The sequence below is a fragment of the Bacillus mesophilus genome, from assembly GCF_011008845.1.
Classification (GTDB): Bacteria; Bacillota; Bacilli; order Bacillales; family SA4; genus Bacillus_BS; species Bacillus_BS mesophilus.
The window spans coordinates 279866-299509 of the sequence record NZ_JAAIWM010000001.1; the positions used below are offsets into that span (position 1 = coordinate 279866).

General features: G+C 36.8%; 23 protein-coding genes. 7 read left to right on the plus strand and 16 right to left on the minus strand.

Annotated elements, in window-relative coordinates:
• Window positions 1–123 precede the first annotated feature (123 nt).
• Window positions 124–1452, minus strand: coding sequence for a PhoH family protein (locus G4D63_RS01390; RefSeq protein WP_163176940.1), 1329 nt, complete (start codon window positions 1450–1452; stop codon window positions 124–126).
• A 272-nt stretch (window positions 1453–1724) separates the two neighbouring features.
• On the opposite strand from G4D63_RS01390, the gene G4D63_RS01395 reads away from it, so the two are divergent.
• The gene (locus tag G4D63_RS01395) at window positions 1725–2357 is read left to right on the plus strand and encodes a YhcN/YlaJ family sporulation lipoprotein (protein ID WP_163176942.1); all 633 of its coding nucleotides are present in this window, start codon (window positions 1725–1727) and stop codon (window positions 2355–2357) included.
• Between the two features lie 16 nt (window positions 2358–2373).
• On the opposite strand, the gene G4D63_RS01400 is transcribed toward G4D63_RS01395, so the two are convergent.
• Window positions 2374–2829, minus strand: coding sequence for a pyridoxamine 5'-phosphate oxidase family protein (locus G4D63_RS01400; protein WP_163176944.1), 456 nt, complete (start codon window positions 2827–2829; stop codon window positions 2374–2376).
• Window positions 2830–2930: 101 nt separating this feature from the next.
• Here G4D63_RS01400 and G4D63_RS01405 point away from each other — a divergent pair, with 101 nt between their 5' ends.
• Window positions 2931–3131, plus strand: coding sequence for a YlaI family protein (locus tag G4D63_RS01405; RefSeq protein ID WP_163176946.1), 201 nt, complete (start codon window positions 2931–2933; stop codon window positions 3129–3131).
• A gap of 489 nt (window positions 3132–3620) precedes the next feature.
• On the opposite strand, the gene G4D63_RS01410 is transcribed toward G4D63_RS01405, so the two are convergent.
• From G4D63_RS01410 to typA, 3 genes are all read right to left on the minus strand, one after another.
• Window positions 3621–3908 (minus strand): hypothetical protein, encoded by a 288-nt coding sequence (locus G4D63_RS01410; protein ID WP_163176948.1) that lies wholly within the window; start codon window positions 3906–3908, stop codon window positions 3621–3623.
• Window positions 3905–4210 (minus strand): YlaH-like family protein, encoded by a 306-nt coding sequence (locus G4D63_RS01415; protein WP_163176949.1) that lies wholly within the window; start codon window positions 4208–4210, stop codon window positions 3905–3907. The genes G4D63_RS01410 and G4D63_RS01415 overlap by 4 nt, the downstream gene beginning before the upstream one ends.
• A gap of 80 nt (window positions 4211–4290) precedes the next feature.
• A complete protein-coding gene (gene typA / locus G4D63_RS01420; RefSeq protein ID WP_163176951.1) occupies window positions 4291–6132 on the minus strand; it encodes a translational GTPase TypA in 1842 nt (613 codons plus the stop codon).
• 166 nt (window positions 6133–6298) lie between these two features.
• On the opposite strand from typA, the gene G4D63_RS01425 reads away from it, so the two are divergent.
• Window positions 6299–6484 carry a DUF5325 family protein gene (locus G4D63_RS01425; RefSeq protein WP_163176953.1) on the plus strand — a complete coding sequence of 62 codons (186 nt, stop codon included), beginning with the start codon at window positions 6299–6301 and terminating at the stop codon, window positions 6482–6484.
• Between the two features lie 30 nt (window positions 6485–6514).
• On the opposite strand, the gene G4D63_RS01430 is transcribed toward G4D63_RS01425, so the two are convergent.
• The 3 genes from G4D63_RS01430 to G4D63_RS01440 form a co-directional block, all read right to left on the minus strand.
• Entirely contained in the window at window positions 6515–6970 is a 456-nt protein-coding gene (locus G4D63_RS01430) for a GNAT family N-acetyltransferase (protein ID WP_163176955.1), read from the minus strand.
• Window positions 6967–7770, minus strand: coding sequence for an inositol monophosphatase family protein (locus G4D63_RS01435; protein WP_163178339.1), 804 nt, complete (start codon window positions 7768–7770; stop codon window positions 6967–6969). The genes G4D63_RS01430 and G4D63_RS01435 overlap by 4 nt, the downstream gene beginning before the upstream one ends.
• 558 nt (window positions 7771–8328) lie before the next feature.
• The gene (locus tag G4D63_RS01440) at window positions 8329–8517 is read right to left on the minus strand and encodes a hypothetical protein (RefSeq protein ID WP_163176957.1); all 189 of its coding nucleotides are present in this window, start codon (window positions 8515–8517) and stop codon (window positions 8329–8331) included.
• A 247-nt stretch (window positions 8518–8764) separates the two neighbouring features.
• Here G4D63_RS01440 and G4D63_RS01445 point away from each other — a divergent pair, with 247 nt between their 5' ends.
• On the plus strand, window positions 8765–9391 hold the full coding sequence (locus G4D63_RS01445; RefSeq protein WP_163176959.1) for a YktB family protein: 627 nt from the start codon (window positions 8765–8767) through the stop codon (window positions 9389–9391).
• A 41-nt stretch (window positions 9392–9432) separates the two neighbouring features.
• Here G4D63_RS01445 and G4D63_RS01450 read toward each other — a convergent pair whose 3' ends face one another.
• Window positions 9433–9699 (minus strand): UPF0223 family protein, encoded by a 267-nt coding sequence (locus G4D63_RS01450; RefSeq protein WP_163176961.1) that lies wholly within the window; start codon window positions 9697–9699, stop codon window positions 9433–9435.
• Between the two features lie 12 nt (window positions 9700–9711).
• Complete coding sequence (locus tag G4D63_RS01455; RefSeq protein WP_163176963.1) at window positions 9712–10668, minus strand: NAD(P)H-dependent flavin oxidoreductase; 957 nt, start codon at window positions 10666–10668, stop codon at window positions 9712–9714.
• Between the two features lie 197 nt (window positions 10669–10865).
• On the opposite strand from G4D63_RS01455, the gene G4D63_RS01460 reads away from it, so the two are divergent.
• Window positions 10866–12335 carry an aminotransferase class I/II-fold pyridoxal phosphate-dependent enzyme gene (locus tag G4D63_RS01460; protein ID WP_163176965.1) on the plus strand — a complete coding sequence of 490 codons (1470 nt, stop codon included), beginning with the start codon at window positions 10866–10868 and terminating at the stop codon, window positions 12333–12335.
• A gap of 54 nt (window positions 12336–12389) precedes the next feature.
• Here G4D63_RS01460 and G4D63_RS01465 read toward each other — a convergent pair whose 3' ends face one another.
• Window positions 12390–12512, minus strand: coding sequence for a GapA-binding peptide SR1P (locus tag G4D63_RS01465; RefSeq protein ID WP_163176967.1), 123 nt, complete (start codon window positions 12510–12512; stop codon window positions 12390–12392).
• Between the two features lie 163 nt (window positions 12513–12675).
• On the minus strand, window positions 12676–12975 hold the full coding sequence (locus tag G4D63_RS01470) for a DUF3055 domain-containing protein (protein ID WP_163176969.1): 300 nt from the start codon (window positions 12973–12975) through the stop codon (window positions 12676–12678).
• 292 nt (window positions 12976–13267) lie between these two features.
• Between G4D63_RS01470 and G4D63_RS01475 the strand changes: the two genes are divergently transcribed.
• Entirely contained in the window at window positions 13268–13702 is a 435-nt protein-coding gene (locus tag G4D63_RS01475; RefSeq protein WP_163176970.1) for a DUF1885 family protein, read from the plus strand.
• An 85-nt stretch (window positions 13703–13787) separates the two neighbouring features.
• Here G4D63_RS01475 and G4D63_RS01480 read toward each other — a convergent pair whose 3' ends face one another.
• Window positions 13788–14843, minus strand: a complete 1056-nt coding sequence (locus G4D63_RS01480; RefSeq protein ID WP_163176972.1) for a M23 family metallopeptidase — start codon at window positions 14841–14843, stop codon at window positions 13788–13790.
• Window positions 14844–15037: 194 nt separating this feature from the next.
• Window positions 15038–15931 (minus strand): polysaccharide deacetylase family protein, encoded by an 894-nt coding sequence (locus G4D63_RS01485; protein ID WP_338023877.1) that lies wholly within the window; start codon window positions 15929–15931, stop codon window positions 15038–15040.
• Between the two features lie 483 nt (window positions 15932–16414).
• Here G4D63_RS01485 and G4D63_RS01490 point away from each other — a divergent pair, with 483 nt between their 5' ends.
• Window positions 16415–16792, plus strand: coding sequence for a hypothetical protein (locus G4D63_RS01490; RefSeq protein WP_163176974.1), 378 nt, complete (start codon window positions 16415–16417; stop codon window positions 16790–16792).
• Between the two features lie 31 nt (window positions 16793–16823).
• Here G4D63_RS01490 and lpdA read toward each other — a convergent pair whose 3' ends face one another.
• Entirely contained in the window at window positions 16824–18233 is a 1410-nt protein-coding gene (gene lpdA / locus G4D63_RS01495; protein ID WP_163176976.1) for a dihydrolipoyl dehydrogenase, read from the minus strand.
• Between the two features lie 4 nt (window positions 18234–18237).
• The gene (locus G4D63_RS01500) at window positions 18238–19566 is read right to left on the minus strand and encodes a 2-oxo acid dehydrogenase subunit E2 (protein ID WP_163176978.1); all 1329 of its coding nucleotides are present in this window, start codon (window positions 19564–19566) and stop codon (window positions 18238–18240) included.
• Window positions 19567–19644: the final 78 nt, after the last annotated feature.

Below are 19644 nucleotides of genomic sequence, written 5' to 3' on the forward strand. Positions count from 1 at the left end.
TATGCTGTTTCCTCAAAGCTAATGTGTCATCACCTAATTATTGGTTCGAACAAAGTGAAGCTTCCATCACTTTATTCCATTACCTAATAACAAAAATTAGGCTTTAAAATTTTAATAATAAACCTATAGTAAGTCCGCAGCCAGTTGAGCAAGCCCTGAGCGTTCTCCCTTAACAAAGCGAACATGTCCACTGATTTTTTGGTCTTTAAAACTCTCTACTACATACGTTAGACCATTGTTATATTCATCTAAATATGGGTGATCAATTTGAGCCGGATCTCCCATTAACACAATTTTACTTCTTTCTCCAACTCGCGTTAATATGGTTTTCACCTCATGCTTAGTTAGGTTTTGAGCCTCATCAATGATAATAAACTGCTCAGGAATACTTCTACCACGGATATAGGTTAATGCCTCTACTTCAATCGATCCCATACCCGCTAGGATTGCATCTAACTCTCCTGGCTTTTTCGTATTAAATAAATACTCGAGATTATCAAATATGGGTTGCATCCACGGCCTTAACTTCTCTTCTTTTTCACCCGGTAAGAATCCTATATCCTTTCCTACTGGAACTATAGGTCTTGCTACCAAGAGTTTTTTGTACATCCCAAGGTCTTCTGTTTGTAGAAGTCCAGCTGCAAGGGCAAGTAACGTCTTACCTGTACCCGCTTTTCCCATCAATGTTACTAATGGAATATCTTCTCTTAAAAGTAATTCTAACCCCATTATTTGCTGAACATTACGAGGTTTTATACCCCAAATCGGGTCATTATTAAAAACAAGCTTTTTGACCTTTTTACATGATGGGTCTACCATTCCTACCGCAGATCCTGAAGAAACAAGTGCATCCTTCATGATGACAAACTGATAGGGATAAAAAGGGTGATTTGCAAGTTCTGAAGTGAATATTTCGCCTTTTTCATAGAAACGATTTAGTAATTCTGATTGAACGTAGACCTCCAGATAACCTGTATAAATATGATCAAACTCAACCACTCTATCACTTAAGAAGTCTTCAGATTGAAGCCCTAATGCATCTGCTTTTACACGGACTAAAACATCCTTACTAACTAAGATTACAGGCCGTCCATTTTCTTTCGTCTCTTCTTCTAGTGAAAGATTTTTGGCTACGGCTAAAATTCGGTTGTCATTCGTTTTCTCGATAAATATTTCTTGAAGTTGATGGAATGACCGATGATTCAATTCAATTCTAAATGAACCACCATTATCTAGTTGCACCTTTTCATGCAACCGACCATTCTCCCTTAACTTATCAATCATTTTTGAAACTTGTCTTGCATTTCTACCAATTTCATCCATGTTTCGTTTTTTTGAATCCACCTCTTCAAGGACTACTGCTGGAATGACAACTTCATTATCTTCAAATGAGAAGATAGACAACGGATCTTGCAATAACACGTTGGTATCGAGTACATAGATTTTACTCAAATTTCCGCCTCCTGACTCCGCTTTTTCTTTGTATATAACGCGCCTTTGGATAGTCATCTCATCTATCCAAAACCGTTATAATCTGCAGTTTGACGATAGCAACCTAGCCTATCGTTTTTTCTAAAAAGGAGTGAAAACTATGTGTTTCAGCAACTTTAAAGCTGGTACACCATTGCTTTAATATATGAGTGTATGAATAAAGATAGAAGAATTATTAAACAATAATAGTAACCGCAAGAAAGTCATACCTAGGAAAAAAGGAGTGAGGACGTATGAAACACACAATATATATGCTTTTAATTATTTTATTCGTAGTTATAGCAGGTTGTGCAAATAACAATGATGCTGGTGAAAATAACAAGGATCAGCAATCAGCCATTCACGTTAAAAATCAAGTAAAAGATCATGAAAAAGAGCGTGATGCCGGAGCTATAGCAGAAAAATTAGTAGAACTCGCATCTAGTGTGCCAAATGTTAATGATGCGACAGCACTAGTAGTTGGCAATGTTGCCGTTGTAGGTATTGATGTTAATTCAAAAATCGACCGGTCCCGAGTGGGAACCATCAAGTATTCGGTTGCAGAAAGTCTAAAGCATGATCCATATGGAGCAAATGCAATTGTTATTGCGGATCCTGATACAAATGTACGACTTCGAGAAATGGGAAATGAGATTCAACAAGGAAGACCAATTAGCGGAATTATGGATGAGCTATCAGCTATAATAGGGAGATTAATGCCTGAATTGCCTGCAGATATTTTTGAGCATAAAAACGTAGCACCGACTGAATCCAATCAAAATCAACTTCCTGCCGAACAAGAGCAAGAACTTGATAAAGAGCAACAAGATCAATCAAAACACCATATAAAAAATCGTGAAAATCCAAAGGTTCCTCAACACGATTAAAAGCTTAGTATTTTTACTAAGCTTTTTTTATCGCCTTCATTACCTGTAGGTCTAACTTGGTGGCTGCTTCAAGGTCATATGTTTTCTCAAATTTAGGACCATAGGTTATCTTTGAACCATAAAACATGACATCTCTTACTTCTTTAACCTCTAGTTCGACTAAGGCAAGTTTTAACGGGACATCTGCCAGATTTTCTTCTTTTATAAAGGCATTTCCATTGATTGAGTATGTAGTATCCGAGGTAATAAGTGTTAATACTGTTAATGGATTTTGTTTTATATTCTTAACAATTCTTGAACGATTATCAAGTGCAAATCGGATTTGTTCCCGATTCGGAGAGAACACCCATGAGATTGCGTGAACATTAGGCCCACCCGTTTCATAATCAATCGTTGAGATCGTTACAAACCTCTCACGTTGAAGGAAATCAAACAGATCTGTAGTTAAATGTGATTCTACTCGATTTGTCATTAGCCAACCCCCGTTTTTAATGGAAATATAATTACTGTAAAAGCTCTACAATAATTATGCTATACTGTTTACAGAAAGATTTCAACAACCGAGGTGGAGAAATGAGAGTTAAGTGTGTTCTCTGTGATAAAATTGAATCAATAAATGATGAAACGTTAATCGCAAAACGACTGCGAAATCGTCCCATTCATACATATATGTGCCAACCATGCTACGGACGAATCGAAGAAAAAACAAACCAACGTCTAGCAACAGGCAACTTCAGACTATACAGAGAAAAAAAACTAAAAGAAGATTGGTAAACAGAAAAGCGGAAGCGCCCTGGTTAGCTCTGACAAGCAAATGTTCTGAAGAGAAAAAAATGGCGCACTTTCCATTTTATTCTCTTCAGGTTATTTGACTAGAGGAGCTGGGCGCTGGAGCTAGACAAACAGAAAAGCGGAGGCACCCCGTTTAGGCCCGACAAGCAAATAACCCCCTGGCAAAGAAAAGGTGATCTTTCCTTTTATTTGACAGAGGGTTATTTGACCTCGAGGGCCCTGGGCGCTGTAGCTAGACAAATCGAAAAGCGGAAGCGCCCTGGTCAGCTCTGACAAGCAAATGTTCTGAAGAGAAAAAAATGGCGCACTTTCCATTTTATTCTCTTCAGGTTATTTGACTCGAGGAGCTGGGCGCTGCAGCTAGACAAACAGAAAAGCGGAAGCGCCCTCTAGTAAGGCAAGTGTTCTAATAAGTGAAAAAGTCTATCTCCTCAAAATAATAAATGACGACCAATAGTGGTCGTCATTTTTTTATTTTGGGTAATTTATAAATTTTTCTGGCTCTGCTACCATTTGATCAAGCATAACGTCAATGAGTTCAGTTGGGAATTTAGTTGTCTTTCGTTCAGCACCAATTGTGTACAAGACTCTATACATTTCCTCGTCCTTTTCAACCACTATATCCTTTAACTCATGATCAACTGTCAACAGTTCATAGAAAAATGCCGCTGTTTCCTGGGCGGCGAGATCATCTTTTCTAACATCAGCTACAACTTTAATGGTTAACCAATTATAAAGAGCATCTTGTAATGAATTCATGCACTACTTCCTTCTTTTTTCGATTGATTCAGACGGATCTTATAAATAATTAAGACTAATGAAGCAACCATTAACCCCTCAACAACAGGCAAAGCAACTGCTAGGATTGTTAGAAAACTACAACCTAGGCCTAGAAAGAAATAGATGACAATTGTTTTTAGGAGAGGTAATTTCTTTGCGAAACCCAACTTATATACAAGCGCTGATAAAAGGAAAATGGTGATATATAAGAGCCACATTCCGATTTCAGGATTTTGATCAATTTGATATAGTGCTGCAAAAAAAGAAAAGGTGTTTTCCATACTACGGTGCCTCCTTTGCTTATGTAGAAAAGGGGGTCAACTAAAAGTTAACCCCACTTTCTAGCTATATGGTTATTTCCTTATACTTCAGCATACTTCTTTTTCTTAGCTGCTCTTTCACGTTCACTCTTATCAAGTATTTTCTTACGAAGACGAATTGATTGCGGAGTTACTTCACATAGTTCGTCATCATTCAAGTACTCTAAAGATTCTTCTAAAGTCATAAGCTTAGGCTTTTTCATCGTTGTTGTTTGGTCTTTGTTAGCAGAACGCATGTTTGTCATTTGTTTTGCTTTAATAACATTGACTGTTAAATCGTTATCACGATTATTTTCACCAACAATCATACCTTCATAAACATCAGTACCTGGTTCGATAAAGATTGTACCTCTATCTTCTAAAGCTAAGATGCTGTACTGTGTCGATTTTCCTGTTTCTAATGAAACTAGTACGCCGTTACGTCGCCCACCTACTTGACCAGCAAAAAGTGGTTGATAGCTGTCAAAAGTATGATTAAGGATTCCATAACCTCTTGTTAATGTCATGAATTCAGTTCTATAACCAATTAACCCACGAGCAGGTACATTAAATACCATACGTGTTTGGCCACCACCGTTACTTGACATGTCAACTAGTTCACCTTTACGCATTCCAAGAGACTCCATGATAGAACCTGTGTGTTCTTCAGGCACGTCTATTTGAACTCGTTCAATTGGTTCACATTTAACACCATCAATTTCCTTAACAATAACTTCAGGTTTAGATACCTGTAGCTCAAAGCCTTCACGTCTCATATTTTCAATTAGGATAGACAAATGCAACTCACCACGACCAGATACGACCCAAACATCTGGAGAATCTGTATTTTCAACACGTAAGCTTACATCTGTTTCTAATTGCGCCATTAGACGTTCTTCGATTTTTCTAGCTGTTACCCATTTACCTTCACGACCTGCAAAGGGACTATTGTTAACTAAGAAAGTCATCTGAAGCGTTGGCTCGTCAATACGAAGAATTGGTAATGCTTCTTGGTGATCAGTAGGGCAGACTGTTTCCCCTACGTTGATATCTTCCATACCAGATACCGCAACAAGATCACCAGCTTTTGCTTCCTGAATTTCAACTCTCTTTAATCCAATAAAACCAAACATTTTTGTAACACGGAACTTCTTAACAGCTCCATCAAGCTTCATAAGTGAAACTTCTTGACCAACTTTCATCGTACCACGGAAAATACGGCCAATTCCGATACGTCCAACATAATCATTGTAATCAAGCAATGTTACCTGGAATTGCAATGGTTCATTACTGTTATCAACCGGAGCAGGAATATGTTCAATAATTGATTCAAATAATGAGTTCATGTTCTCTTCCTGGTTTGCAGGATCTGGATCAAGGCTTGCTGTACCATTAATTGCAGAAGCATATACGACTGGGAATTCAAGTTGATCCTCTTCTGCACCAAGCTCGATAAATAGGTCGATTACTTCATCAATTACTTCTAACGGTCTTGCCGAAGGCTTGTCAATTTTATTAACGACTACGATCGGAGTTAATTTTTGTTCTAAAGCTTTTTTCAATACGAAACGTGTTTGAGGCATCGTTCCTTCATAAGCATCTACTACAAGTAGAACACCATCAACCATTTTCATGATTCGTTCTACTTCTCCCCCAAAGTCTGCGTGACCAGGAGTATCCATGATGTTAATTCGCTTCTCTTTATATTCAATCGCAGTATTTTTCGCTAAAATAGTGATACCACGTTCTTTTTCAAGGGCATTAGAATCCATCGCTCTCTCTTCTACAAACTCATTTGAGCGGAAAGTTCCTGATTGGTGAAGCAATTTGTCAACCAAAGTTGTTTTCCCATGGTCAACGTGTGCAATAATAGCAATATTACGAATATCGTCACGTAAATTCACGTACTCATCTCCTACTTAATTTAAAATATTTATATCCATATAACACTAAAACACAATTTGGCTTTTTACACAACTTTATTATTATACCACAACGTACCAGTTGTGGTGAAGTTTATCCTATTCATTTACGTAAATCTTTTGTAAACTGTAACTTGGAGGGTTTAAAATGAAGAAAATAAAGATTCCTTTTTTAGTATTTGCATTATTAACAGCTTTTTTCATGATATTAATTGGAATTGCAGTTGCGGAAAGAAGCATTTTAGGAATTTTGGTTGCAATCGCTGGTGTTATTGCGACTTCTGGCTATGCCTTTTCCTATAAGAGTAAATTAAAAAAAAATAGCAACGAATAAAAAAGTGCCTCTCTTTAAAGGCACTTTTTTTTAAGCTTCTATCGGTTTTACAAACAATAAATAGGTTAATTCATCTTCTTTCTCAAGCTTGTATTGTTCGAATTGGCATGATGATAAGAAACTAATCCATTTATTCTGATGAATAGGTACAGCAGCATAGACTACTTTATGACCTTTCCGTTTGAGCTTTTCCGTAATTAATTTCAAAATTGCTTTCCCTATTCCTGCTGATCGGTGAGCAGAATTAACTAATATCGTACCAATCCAAGCCCTGTTATTGGATGGTGCATGTTCAACATAATAAGAAACTCCAACTCTTTGACTACCATTAAGCCAAACATACCAATTCCCTTCTTGATACATCCCTAAATAGGAAGGAACATCTGAAGAAGGACATTCTTCCGTTGCCCATTCAGGACTTGATTTGATTAATTCTTGGAAAAACGCAACGTCTTCACTTGAAAATTTTCTACTCGTTAGCTTCACTCTAAATCCTCTTGTTTTATATAGTTTTCGATAACATGGTCGTGAAGACTTGCATTACAGGCAAAAACTGAGTTTTGTTCTACAAGATTTAACGGTTTACCTTCTATTGTTGTAACTTTTCCTCCAACCTCTTCAATTAAGATTAGCCCTGCTGCAAAATCCCAAGGTGATAGCCTCATCGTAATGTACATATCAAGGCGACCTGCAGCCACATAGGCAAGCTCAATTGCTGCAGACCCGTAGGATCTTGTACCTCGTACTTTTTTAACCAGTGGCGTTAAAATACTGTGGTCAATCCTTTTGTTTTCTGTAACCCAAGTTGTATTGATTCCCACAATTGCTTTTTCAATTTCAACTGTTTCTAACTCCGGAAGTCTTTTTTCATTAAAATAAGCACCTTGTCCTTTAACGGCATGGTATAACTCATCACTAACAACATCATAAATAAGTCCAATTTGACCAATTCCGTCCTCAAAAATCCCAATGGAGATCGCAAAGTTACGTTGCTGATGAACAAAGTTCATTGTCCCATCGATAGGGTCGATAATCCAAACAACACCCTCTAGGGAAGTTACCTGATCACCAAATCCTTCTTCTCCCAATATTCTATGTTCTGGGAAGGTTGAGGTAATTTTGTTTATGAAATATTTTTCAGTTTCCTGGTCCATATTTGTAACAAGATCATTAGGTGTGGATTTTGATTGAATCATTAATTCTGTAGAAAATGACTCTCTTATAAGAGCTCCGGCCTCTCTTATCCACTTTTTTGCGTATGTATTAATGCTAGACCAGTCATTCACAGTGTCCATTCACTAACCCCCTTTACACGTATAGCTAGATTTTATATTAATAAGATTATCGAAATACTCCAGTTAAATGCAAGTCATCTTACTTTTAGACTGTGTTAAACCTTGTTGCTGATTTCGTTTCAGGACACTCGCTTTCCGCGGGCGAGTCCTTGAGCCTCCTCACTCGAAAAGCGGAAGTACCCCGTTTAGCCCCGACAAGCAAATGTTCCTGAACAAAGAAAAGGTGATCTTTCCTTTTTTTGTTCAGGGTTATTTGACCTCGAGGGCTGGGCACTGAAGCTAGACAAGGCATGCGCCTGTGGGGTCTCCCGTGACCCGCTCTCCCCGCACTTGCACAGGATGTGCTGACCTCTAAGTGTGCTACACGTGGCAGCCTTTAGTAGAGGTTCCTTTACACTCGCGTCCTTCCACTTCGATCAACAGTGCAAAAAATCAACACTGTTCTTTAATAAAAGAGGCTACTTTCGTAAGCACTGTTAATATATAAGCAATTCTTACGAAAATAGCTTCACAGAAAAAACGAACCCTTATTACAGGTTCGTGAATATATTATACTTCTAGACGGTTCATCTCTAGTCGAAGTTTCTCTAATTTACGCTTACATTCTGCTTTAAGTTTTGTATCCTTCTCTGTCATTGCATCATAAAGGGTGGCTAATTCATAATCAATTTCTAACCGTAATACAGAAATCCTTCTTTCTGCTTCCGCCTTTTTCAGATGATTCAACACTTGTTTCATGGAACTGCACCCCTTTCCAGTTAATTTCATTTACACACCGTATCAAGCTCATTCTCTACAAAAACTAAATTTTCAGATAGTTAATTTTATATATATTATGTATAGATCCTGTGCTATGCAACTAAAATGTGCTTTAACCCATGTCTATCTTCTACATATTTATTGGATTGGTTTAAATTTTTCACCTTATAAACTGATTATGATATGATGATGAAAAGCAGTAGGTTATAACAGGAGGTTCATCATAATGACTTTTACAGGATTTGTAACAGAAGATTTTCAAACATTTTGCATTGATGGATTAGATCAGAGAATGGAAGCGATTAAAGAGAATATCCAACCGAAATTTAGAGAAATAGGCGGTATTCTTTCTAATGAGCTATCAGTATTAACTGGTAATGAGATGTTTTTACATATAGCTAAACATGCTAGAAGAACTGTTAATCCACCAAAGGACACTTGGTTAGCCATTTGTCACGATAAACGTGGCTATAAGAAGCACCCTCATTTTCAAGTAGGCTTGTTTGATGATCATGTTTTTATTTGGTTGGCTTATATTTATGAGCTTCCCAATAAAGCCGATATGGCGGAAAAATTCCTTAAGCAATCTTCAGATATGTACAAAAAGATTCCAAAGGATTTTGTCATTTCACAGGATCATATGAAAAAAGACTCTTTAGCAATGAATAATCTTTCTGAAAATGAATTTGTTGAAGTGATTAACCGCTTCAAAAACGTAAAGAAAGCAGAATTTTTAGTTGGCAAGCAAATTCCTGCCAACGACCCTTTACTCTCGAACGGTGAAGAATTCCTTGACCTGGTTAAAGAGACGTACGAAACATTGTTGCCAATTTACAAGCTTTCCTTAAGATAATAGCTACAAAAAAAAGAATGCTGATCACACTCAGCATTCTTTTACATTTTCACGATATTTTTTTGCGTTTCTCGAGCTTTTTGGATAGTCCGATAGCATGAATACCCACTTTGATCTTCAAATTGCGCACATAGCTTTTTTTCGTCGGCTTTTCCTGGAACAATTTCTTTGAATTTACGATATGCATTCATTAATACATCTCGCTCAATTCCTTTTTCATTTGCTATTTCAATACAATTGAAAAACTCTACAACCACGACAATTTCATCTGTTTTCCAATCTAAAGAAATGGGATACTGATAACTCATTGTAACCTCCATTTAACTCCATGATTTTCTAATTAGCTCTGCCTCTTCTATTATACGTTTAAACAATTCATCAACGGTAGGAATATCCTTGATTCTTCCCATAACTTGACCTGCCCATGCAAATCCCTCATTTTCAGCACCATCATAGATATATTTCTGATTAGCTTGACCACTAATATAATCCTTCACGGCCTCATAATTCCCATATTTTGATTCAAGCTCTAGGATCTTATTAGTCCATTCATTGGCAATTGCTCTTGCAGGTGCTCCTAATGTCCGTTTAATCACTACTGTATCATTTTCAGTTCCTTTTACAAGACGTTTCTTATAAACGTCACTTGCATGAACACACTCTTGTGTAGCAATAAAGCGAGTACCCATCTCAATCCCCTCGGCTCCCAAGCTCATCGCTGCCATTAATCCACGCCCATCAGCAATTCCTCCTGAGGCTATAACAGGAATACTGACAGAATCAACAACCTGGGGAACTAATACCATTGTCCCTGTATCATGTTTACCTAAATGGCCTCCACCTTCTTGACCCACAACCATTACAGCATCTGCACCCAATTCCTCCGCTTTCTCAGCCTGCCTTCTAGCCGCAACTAATACTAACTTCTTTACATCTACACCTTTGAGCTGTTCAAAAATAGGGGCAGGATTCCCACCTGTCATCGTAATAACAGGAATCCTCTCTTGGATCGCCACATCTAGCATATGTTCAAATGGACGACCGTGCTGACCAATTGCATAATTTACACCAAACGGTCGATCAGTCAATTCTCGAACTTTCCTTATCTCTTCACGTAATTGATCCGGCGTATCTAAAGACATCGCTGTAATCTGTCCTAGGCCACCAGCATTTGAAACCGCTGCAGCTAACTCTGAATAGGCTAGATAGGCTAACCCACCCTGTATAATTGGATATTTAATATGTAATAAACTAGTAACCCGGTTTTCCCATTTCATTATAATCTCCCCCTATATGTAAACTTCTATTTTGATTTACAATATCCTTTATCGTTTTGAGGTTTATTCAGTTATGATTAGGAAAAGGTATAGATAGAGGATATTTTCATAAGGTACGTCATTTTTCTTTCCATAAGAACCTATTTAGTGCTATAATCACTTTTGTTTTATTGAAATCATTTAAAGAGGTGTATGTATTGAACCAAGAAGAAACTCCGTTGTTTACGGGTTTATTAGAACATGCTAAAAAGAATCCTATACAATTTCATATTCCAGGGCATAAAAAGGGAAGCGGTATTGACCCTGAATTTCGCGACTTTATTGGTATGAATGCATTATCAATAGATTTAATAAATATTGGTCCATTAGATGATCTTCATCACCCAAAGGGAATGATAAAGAAAGCGCAAGACCTTGCAGCAAAAGCATTTGGTGCTGATTATACATTCTTTTCCGTACAAGGAACAAGCGGAGCCATTATGACTATGGTTATGTCTGTTTGTGGACCAGGAGATAAAATAATTGTACCCCGTAATGTACATAAATCAGTTATGTCAGCTATTATTTTCTCAGGTGCCACGCCTGTGTTTATCCATCCTGTTATTGACAAGGAATTAGGGATTTCCCATGGGATAACTCCTGATTCTGTTGAAAAAGCATTAGAGCAAAACCCAGAAGCAAAAGGGGTTCTTGTCATTAACCCTACCTATTTTGGAGTTTCAGCAGATTTAAAGAAGATTGTGGAGATTGCCCATTCTTATGATGTTCCTGTATTAGTGGATGAGGCTCATGGTGTACATATTCATTTCCATGATGAACTCCCGCTATCAGCGATGCAAGCAGGAGCAGATATGGCCGCAACTAGTGTTCATAAACTCGGGGGCTCGATGACTCAAAGCTCAATCCTAAATATAAAAGGTGGACTTGTCTCACCCAAAAGAGTTCAATCAATTATTAGTATGCTGACAACGACATCTACATCCTATCTTCTGCTTGCATCTTTGGATGCTGCAAGAAGAAGGCTGGCTACTGAAGGTAAGGAACTTGCAAGTAAAGCTATCGCACTTGCTGAGAAAACAAGAAATGAAATCAACGAAATTGAGCGTCTATATTGTGTTGGAAAAGAAATAGTAGGTACAAATGCTACCCATGATTATGATCCGACAAAATTAACGATTTCTGTTAAGGAATTAGGTGTTACCGGTTACGATGTTGAAAAATGGCTTCGAGAGCAATGGAATATCGAAGTCGAGCTTTCTGATTTATATAATATATTATGTATCATCACACCTGGAGATACTGAAACAGAAACAGGCATCCTCGTAAATGCCCTAAAGGAATTATCTGAAACCTTTAAGCATCTAGGAAAAAAGGAAACTGTTAATGTATTCGTCCCAGATATTCCAGTTCTAGCCTTAACACCTCGAGATGCATTTTATTCTGAAACTGAGGTTGTTCCATTTGCGGAATCAGCTGGAAGAATTATTGCTGAATTTATTATGGTATATCCTCCTGGGATTCCCATTTTCATTCCAGGTGAGATCATCACTGAAGAAAATTTAAGCTATATCAAAAAAAATCAAGACGTTGGTTTACCTGTTCAAGGGCCTGAAGATTTTAACTTAAACCATTTACGCGTAATTAAGGAACATCGGGCGATCCGCTAACAAATAAAGAAGAAGCATGCAGAAATTTCTGCATGCTTTTTTATTAGTCATCATTTATTTTTCTTTATGATCTTTTGAACATGTACAAGTATTGCAAGTAGCATATAAGGTTGTTACTTTCTCTTCATCAAAATGCTCAATTGTCTTTTCACAAGTCTGGCATATGATTACACCCATGTTTTCTCATCCCCTTGTCTTATAATGAAAGCGGTAACAAAACACTCTATAATCATATATTAATATGTCACATTTAAGATGTCAATCATTAATTTGTATAACACATTGGGAGAATTAACATGCATAGTAAGACCCTATTAAAAAGCTTCGATAGTCTCAATTTCTACTCATACTGCGTTTCAAAACTTGCTGACGGGATAGTCTCTTTGAAAAACTCAGCTAAATCTTCTGCTTCTTTAAATGAACGAATTTTAAATGTTTGTTGTAGAGTTTCAATATTTTGAATATCCTGAGGATCAAGAAGAGCGGATCTACCTGTTTGCATGCAGATTGCTAGGGGCTTACCAAAGAACATATTTGTATAAACTAGGCCAAAATCGTACCGAACGTCATCTGTTGTAAATCCTACAAATCTAACTTTAGCGGTTTCATTTTCATCATATAGCCTTTCAAAATAATTCATCCTATTCCTCCTTTATTTAACTATTCAGAATATTATTATAAAACAAATCAACCATTACCACAAGCAAGACAAATTACCCATTTACCTAATAATTAAACGTTCTCCCTGATAATTAGCACAATTTAATTGTAAATGTTTAAATTTGAATGCTAAAATAGGGAAGGTTAGTACTTAATCTTACGTATTCTCTTTAAAATTACTACAAAGCCAATAGTTTAGACTGATATTGCTTTATATAATAAAAGCTATATTCTAAATAAGGTAAAAACATGCTGATAGGAGTGAAGTTAGTTTGAGTCAGAGTGCATACATAAAGCTAGTACCAGCTTCAACCAAGCAGGAAATAACACTTGATGAAGTAAAGGATTTATTTAAATACTATAAGGAAATTACCTCTAAAACAGGCTCTCAAGTTGACTGGCAATACGGAGAAGCAGCCTTCCCATATGACTTAAGAGAAAAAGAAGAAGGTAAGGATCAATGGTTCTATTTAAAATCAGAGGAAAGAGGATACCATATGTTAGTAGTTGGTACAGGCTCTGAAGAGATAGAGGACGAAGATGGAAACAGAAATATTCAACATTATATCCAAGTAGTACTACCTGAAGGCGCTTCATACGGAGATAAAGGAAAAGGAAATGAGTTTTGCAAGTTTCTTGCTAGGAAGTTAGAAGGCGAGTTACATTTATTCAATGGCCGAATCATGTATTATTATAAGAGAAAATAGCTAAAGGTTAGTCTTACTACCCTTGAATACATAATTTCCAATAAATCACAAAAAAAAAAAGATAGCATACCTGCTATCTTTTTTACTATTCAAAGACTGTAGTTAATATTGTAATCACTTCTTCATTACCAAGTCCTTCCCAAAACAACTCATTATATATAAGTAAATCCAAATGCAAATGGTATTCAGTACTATTCTTTAGCACTTCCCCACTTGTCCCACTGTTCCCTACATATCCGATGACTGTTTCGTTTGTAACATTGTCACCAACAGATAAATCTTCTGCGACTCGATCTAAATGTGCAAATCTAGCAAGAATTCCATTCGGATAATACACCCAAACTTGCTTTCCACGTAATTTATCTAATATAAATTCGGGGGTGACTTCAGTATTTGAAGCAATGGATAAATCTTTATTTCTCTCTTCTATTGAAGAGTAACCTCGATAGTCATGATCAATTCTAATAATCTTCCCTTCACCCATGCCATAAACGGGCGTATTGGGATTGATTGCAACATTTGTCCCATACTGATAGAAGTCTAATCCTTCATGTGTCCCATTTCGATAGTTTCGAGGGGCACCTGGGAGGTGAGATCGTATTGTACTTACTTTTGCACCGCTTATCGGATTCTCTAGTACTGAGAGTTGACTGATTATTTCTTCTACACTAGTTGGTCTAGTCGGGGATGCACTTACTGGGATTTCATCCTTCTTCCCACCCATTGAGATTTTCACAGTAGATTTACCTTCTGGTTTTACTACCCATTCTATTTCCTTGTCTAAAAAAGCGATTGAGATATAGGGTTTATTCTCAATAATAGACAAGTGGTTACGTTGTGTAGGTACATACTCTAGATTTTTCTCATATACCGGAACTCCATAAACAAGTCTGTAATGCATTTGGCTTTCTATTAAAGTAAGCACTCTATTTATTTCATCAAATTGATACTTTATATTTCCTTTTTCGGACAGTTCTTCAAGAGAAATATATGATTGATTATTTAGTTTTGTAACATTAAAGGAATAAAAAGGTTCTAATTTGGGCGTTTTCACCTGATGAAATTTACTCTCCTGTTTCTTGGCCTCATCCTCTTTTGCACATCCAGCTACGACTATAAGTAAAACAATTAAAAGAATCATCCATTTCCTCATAGATATGTCCTTTCTTGTTACTAGCTTTAACTGTTTTTCTTATATTCTAACCTCTTTCAAAGCAAGGAAGCAAATCGCTCCCTTGTTGCTCTTGAAAATTTGCCTGTTTTTCTGATGCCGTTGAATTAAAAAGTCCCAAAAATAAAACAAAAAGAAAGCAGAAATCCCCTGCCTTCCTTCCTTTATTTATTTCTAGATGCAGTAGCAATTAAATTCGGATCAATTATTTCATACCCTTTTTCATGTAAGCCTTCGATAATTTCCGGAAGCGCCTGATAAGTCCATTCCCTGTCATGCATAAGTAAGTTAGCTCCATTAGTTAATAAATTCGTATTTACCATAATGTCAGCAAGTGCCTCTTTATTCATATATTCCTTCATAAAATCATAGCCATAAGTCCAGTTCATTAATACCATACCTTCCTGCCTCACGACCTCCCTAGCGTAATCAGTATTAGCTCCAAATGGTGCTCTGAAAAACTTGGGTTTTTCACCTGTAATTTTTTCTATTTCTTCACTTAGTAAAACAATCTCCTCATACTGCTCTTGTTCTGTTAATTTCTTTAAGTTCTTATGATTCCATGTATGATTTCCGATTGGAAAACCTAAATCATAAATTTGTTTTAAAATAGCCTTCTCTTCAGGCGTATCAATAAAATGACCATTAACAAAAAATATAGCTCCAACACCTTTTTCTTTTAGTAACTTTGCTATTTCTAATCCATATTGATCTGGAGCATCATCAAAAGTAAAAAGAACGACTTTATCGTTTGCACCATCAATAGGTTGAACATTCCAGTTTGATTCATTTACTTTATATTGTGGCTCATCAAATGTTTGATTTATAGTTTCACTTTCCGCGTCAATTATTGAATCATCTTTTCCTTCTGTTGATTCATCCTCGTGGTTAGGTTCATGCTCAGATTCCTTATCTATAACTGTAATCTCATTTTCTTTCTCAACTTCAACTTGAGGTGGAATAGATTCCTTTTGCTCAGTTGCTTGGTCAGTTTCGTTAGCACAAGCAGTCATTGTAAAAAGTAGAGTAAATAGCAATATTTTAGAAATTTTCTTCACATACTCTCCTCCAAAAAACATAATATATATTGATTAGCAGGCACATCAGGACAAAAATCAAAATATGGTTTGAAAAACTTTAAGACCCCAACTAAAAACTTGTTGTAATAAGAAGAAGACAGACAATGTACTAAGTGTTATTTTTAGTGAATGCCTTGTATTGTATCCATAAGCGTTAGCAACAAAAAAGGCTAAATAAAGAAATACACAAAACAATAGGATCTTTGCATATATTCGATCTTGTTGTGACAGCATTTCCACTATTAAAAAACAACTATAGATTAAATTTTGCAAACTAATCACAACTAATCCCTTCATTTGAAATTCTCCTAACTTTTTCACATTTATTAGATGTTTATGCAAAAAAGCTGATAGTATTTTTCATTTTTGTAACAAATAAATGACAAGCATAAATTTTACTAGTTAAACATGATACAATATGCCTAACTTTACTTTGTAAATAAAGGGTGAGTGAGCAGCTATATGTATAAAGTGGTCTTCCTTCTATCTAGTTCTTTATTATTATTAACCTCCTGTCAATTTGGAAACAGTGAAAACGACTCAAAGCTTACGTCACTTTTAGAAGCTGACGCCTTATACATATCTAATGAAGAGGATCTTATGCTAGAAAACGAGTATTATAACGCCTTAATTGAGGTCAAAAGGCTCTATCCTGAGGATTTAGAAGAGGTTATTGTCCTCTCTAATGAGGATATAGTGAGTATTGAGAAAGAACTCCTTGTAAAAACATATCCTACCTTATTGTTAATAGATCGGAATGAAATTATCGCTAAAATTGAAGGTCAAAATGAGAAGACAACCATTATTAATAAAATCTCTGACTATATAGAAACCAAATAAAAAATCGCCCTCATAAGAGGACGATTTTTTTCTATTTTACAATATGAATAGGACTACCAATAGCAACTTCAGCTGCTTCCATTGAGATCTCACCTAATGTTGGATGTGCATGAATAGTCATCGCAATATCTTCAGCTGTCATACCTGCTTCAATTGCAAGACCCAGTTCAGCAATCATATCTGATGCATTTGTACCTACGATTTGAGCACCGACTACCAGACCGTCCTCTTTACGAGTTACAAGCTTCAGGAAGCCATCTGCACTATCTAGCGCTAAAGCACGGCCGTTTGCTCCAAATGGGAATTTAGAAGCGTTAACCTCTATTCCTTCGGCCTTAGCTTCATGCTCTTGATATCCGACAGTTGCCATTTCTGGGTCTGTGAAAACAACAGCTGGAATGGCTAGATAATCTATTTGAGCAGGGTGACCACTAATGGCTTCTGCAGCTACTTTACCTTCATAAGAGGCTTTGTGAGCTAAAGGAGGTCCATCAACTATGTCACCAATTGCATAAATATTATTAACAGAAGTTCTGCATTGTTTGTCGATCTTAATAACCCCACGATCTGTTTTTTCAATGCCGACTTGTTCGATTCCTAATTCATCAGTATTTGGCTTACGACCAACTGTTACTAAGCAGTAATCAGCCTCTACTGTCTGCGCTTCACCATTTACTTCAAATGTTACCTTAACACCATTCTCGGTCTCTTCTACACCTTTTGCCATCGCTTTAGTAAAGATTTCAACGCCTTTTTTCTTTAAACGACGCTTCACCACTGCTGACATTTGCTTTTCGAAACCATTTAACAGCTCATCAGCACCTTCAACGATGACAACCTCTGTTCCAAAGTTTGCGTAAGCAGTTCCTAATTCAGTTCCAATATAACCGCCACCAATAACGACCATTTTCTTAGGAATTTCATTAAGGTTAAGAGCACCTGTCGAATCAATAACGCGCTTAGAGAATTTAAAGGTAGGAATTTCGATAGGTCTAGAACCTGTTGCAATGATACAATTATTGAATTTATAAGTTTGTGCCGAATTGTCATCCATAATACGAACCGTATTTTGATCAACAAAGTACGCTTCACCTGATAAGATTTGAATTTTATTTCCTTTTAGTAAACCTTCAACTCCACCAGTTAGCTTTTTGACAATACTACCTTTCCATTCCTGTACCTTAGAGAAATCAACAGTAACATTTTCTGCCTTAATTCCCATATCTTCAGAATGCAAGGCAGTCTCGTAACGATGAGCTGCAGCGATTAATGCCTTTGATGGGATACACCCAACATTTAAGCAAACACCGCCTAAAGTACCTCTATCAACAATAGTTACTTTTTGACCTAATTGTGCAGCTCTAATTGCAGCTACGTAACCACCTGGTCCAGCTCCAATGACAAGAGTATCAAGTTCGATCGGAAAATCTCCAACTACCATTAGATTACGCCTCCATTAAAATTAATTGTGGATCATTCAATAAGCGTTTGATATGATTTAATGCATTTTGTGCAGTTGCCCCATCAATCATACGGTGATCAAAGCTTAATGATAATGCAAGTACTGGTGCAACAACAATCTCACCATTTTGAACGACAGGCTTTTCAGCTATTCTTCCAATACCAAGAATCGCTACCTCTGGATGGTTAATTACAGGTGTAAACCATTGACCTCCAGCAGAACCAATATTTGTTATTGTGCATGAAGCACCCTTCATCTCAGCAGGTGCTAACTTCCCGTCACGAGCTTTTGTTGCTAATTCATTTATCTCATTTGAAATTTCATAAATTGATTTACGATCAGCATTTTTAACTACAGGTACTAGTAAACCTTTTTCAGTATCTGCTGCAATACCAATGTTGAAATAATGCTTGTGAACGATTTCTTCTGTTGCGTCATCCAATGAAGTATTTAACACTGGATACTTTTTAAGTGCAGAAGTTAGCGCCTTAACAACATATGGTAGATATGTTAACTTTATACCTTGGTCAGATGCATGCTGTTTGAACTTCTTGCGATGTGCAACTAGCTCTGTTACATCTACCTCATCCATTAGTGTTACGTGAGGAGCTGTATGCTTAGAGTTAACCATTGCCTTAGCAATCGCCTTACGCATACCACTCATTTTCTCACGAGTTTCTGGGAATTCTCCGGCAGGAATTGGAGTAGCAGCAGACTTTGTCTCACTTACACTTTCAGCAGCAGGCTGTGTCGTCTGTGAATCTTTAGACTCTTGAACTTTAGCTCCGCCTGTTAAGAAAGCATCTATATCAGCTTTAACAACTCTTCCATTTTTACCAGATCCTGCAACTTGACGGATATCCACGTCTTTCTCACGAGCATATTTACGAACTGATGGCATTGCAATTACTCGGCGGTTAGGGTCAGCTGCAGGAGTATCTTCCTTTTTAGCTGAAGGTGCTACTGGAGCTTCCTTAGCTTCCTTTGCAGGTTCTGCCTTTGGTGCCTCAGGCTTTTTCTCTTCTTTCGGGTGATCATCGTGATCATCACCTTTAAACTTAAGGTTCTCATATCCTGGCGCATCAAAAGTAACAATTGTTTGTCCAACAGTTGCTGTATCACCTTCATTTACATTTAGCTCTAGGACTTTTCCTTTAACAGGAGAAGGAATCTCTACAACAGCTTTATCATTTTGCACTTCAGCAAGCACGTCGTCCTCATTTATTTCATCGCCGGGCTTTACAAACCACTTTACGATTTCACCTTCATGAATACCCTCACCGATATCAGGTAATTTAAATTGAAATGACACGGTATATACCTCCTTTTTCAAATGAAGAAATTATAAATCGTAAAGAGAAACCATATTAACACTAGTTTCTCTTCTACT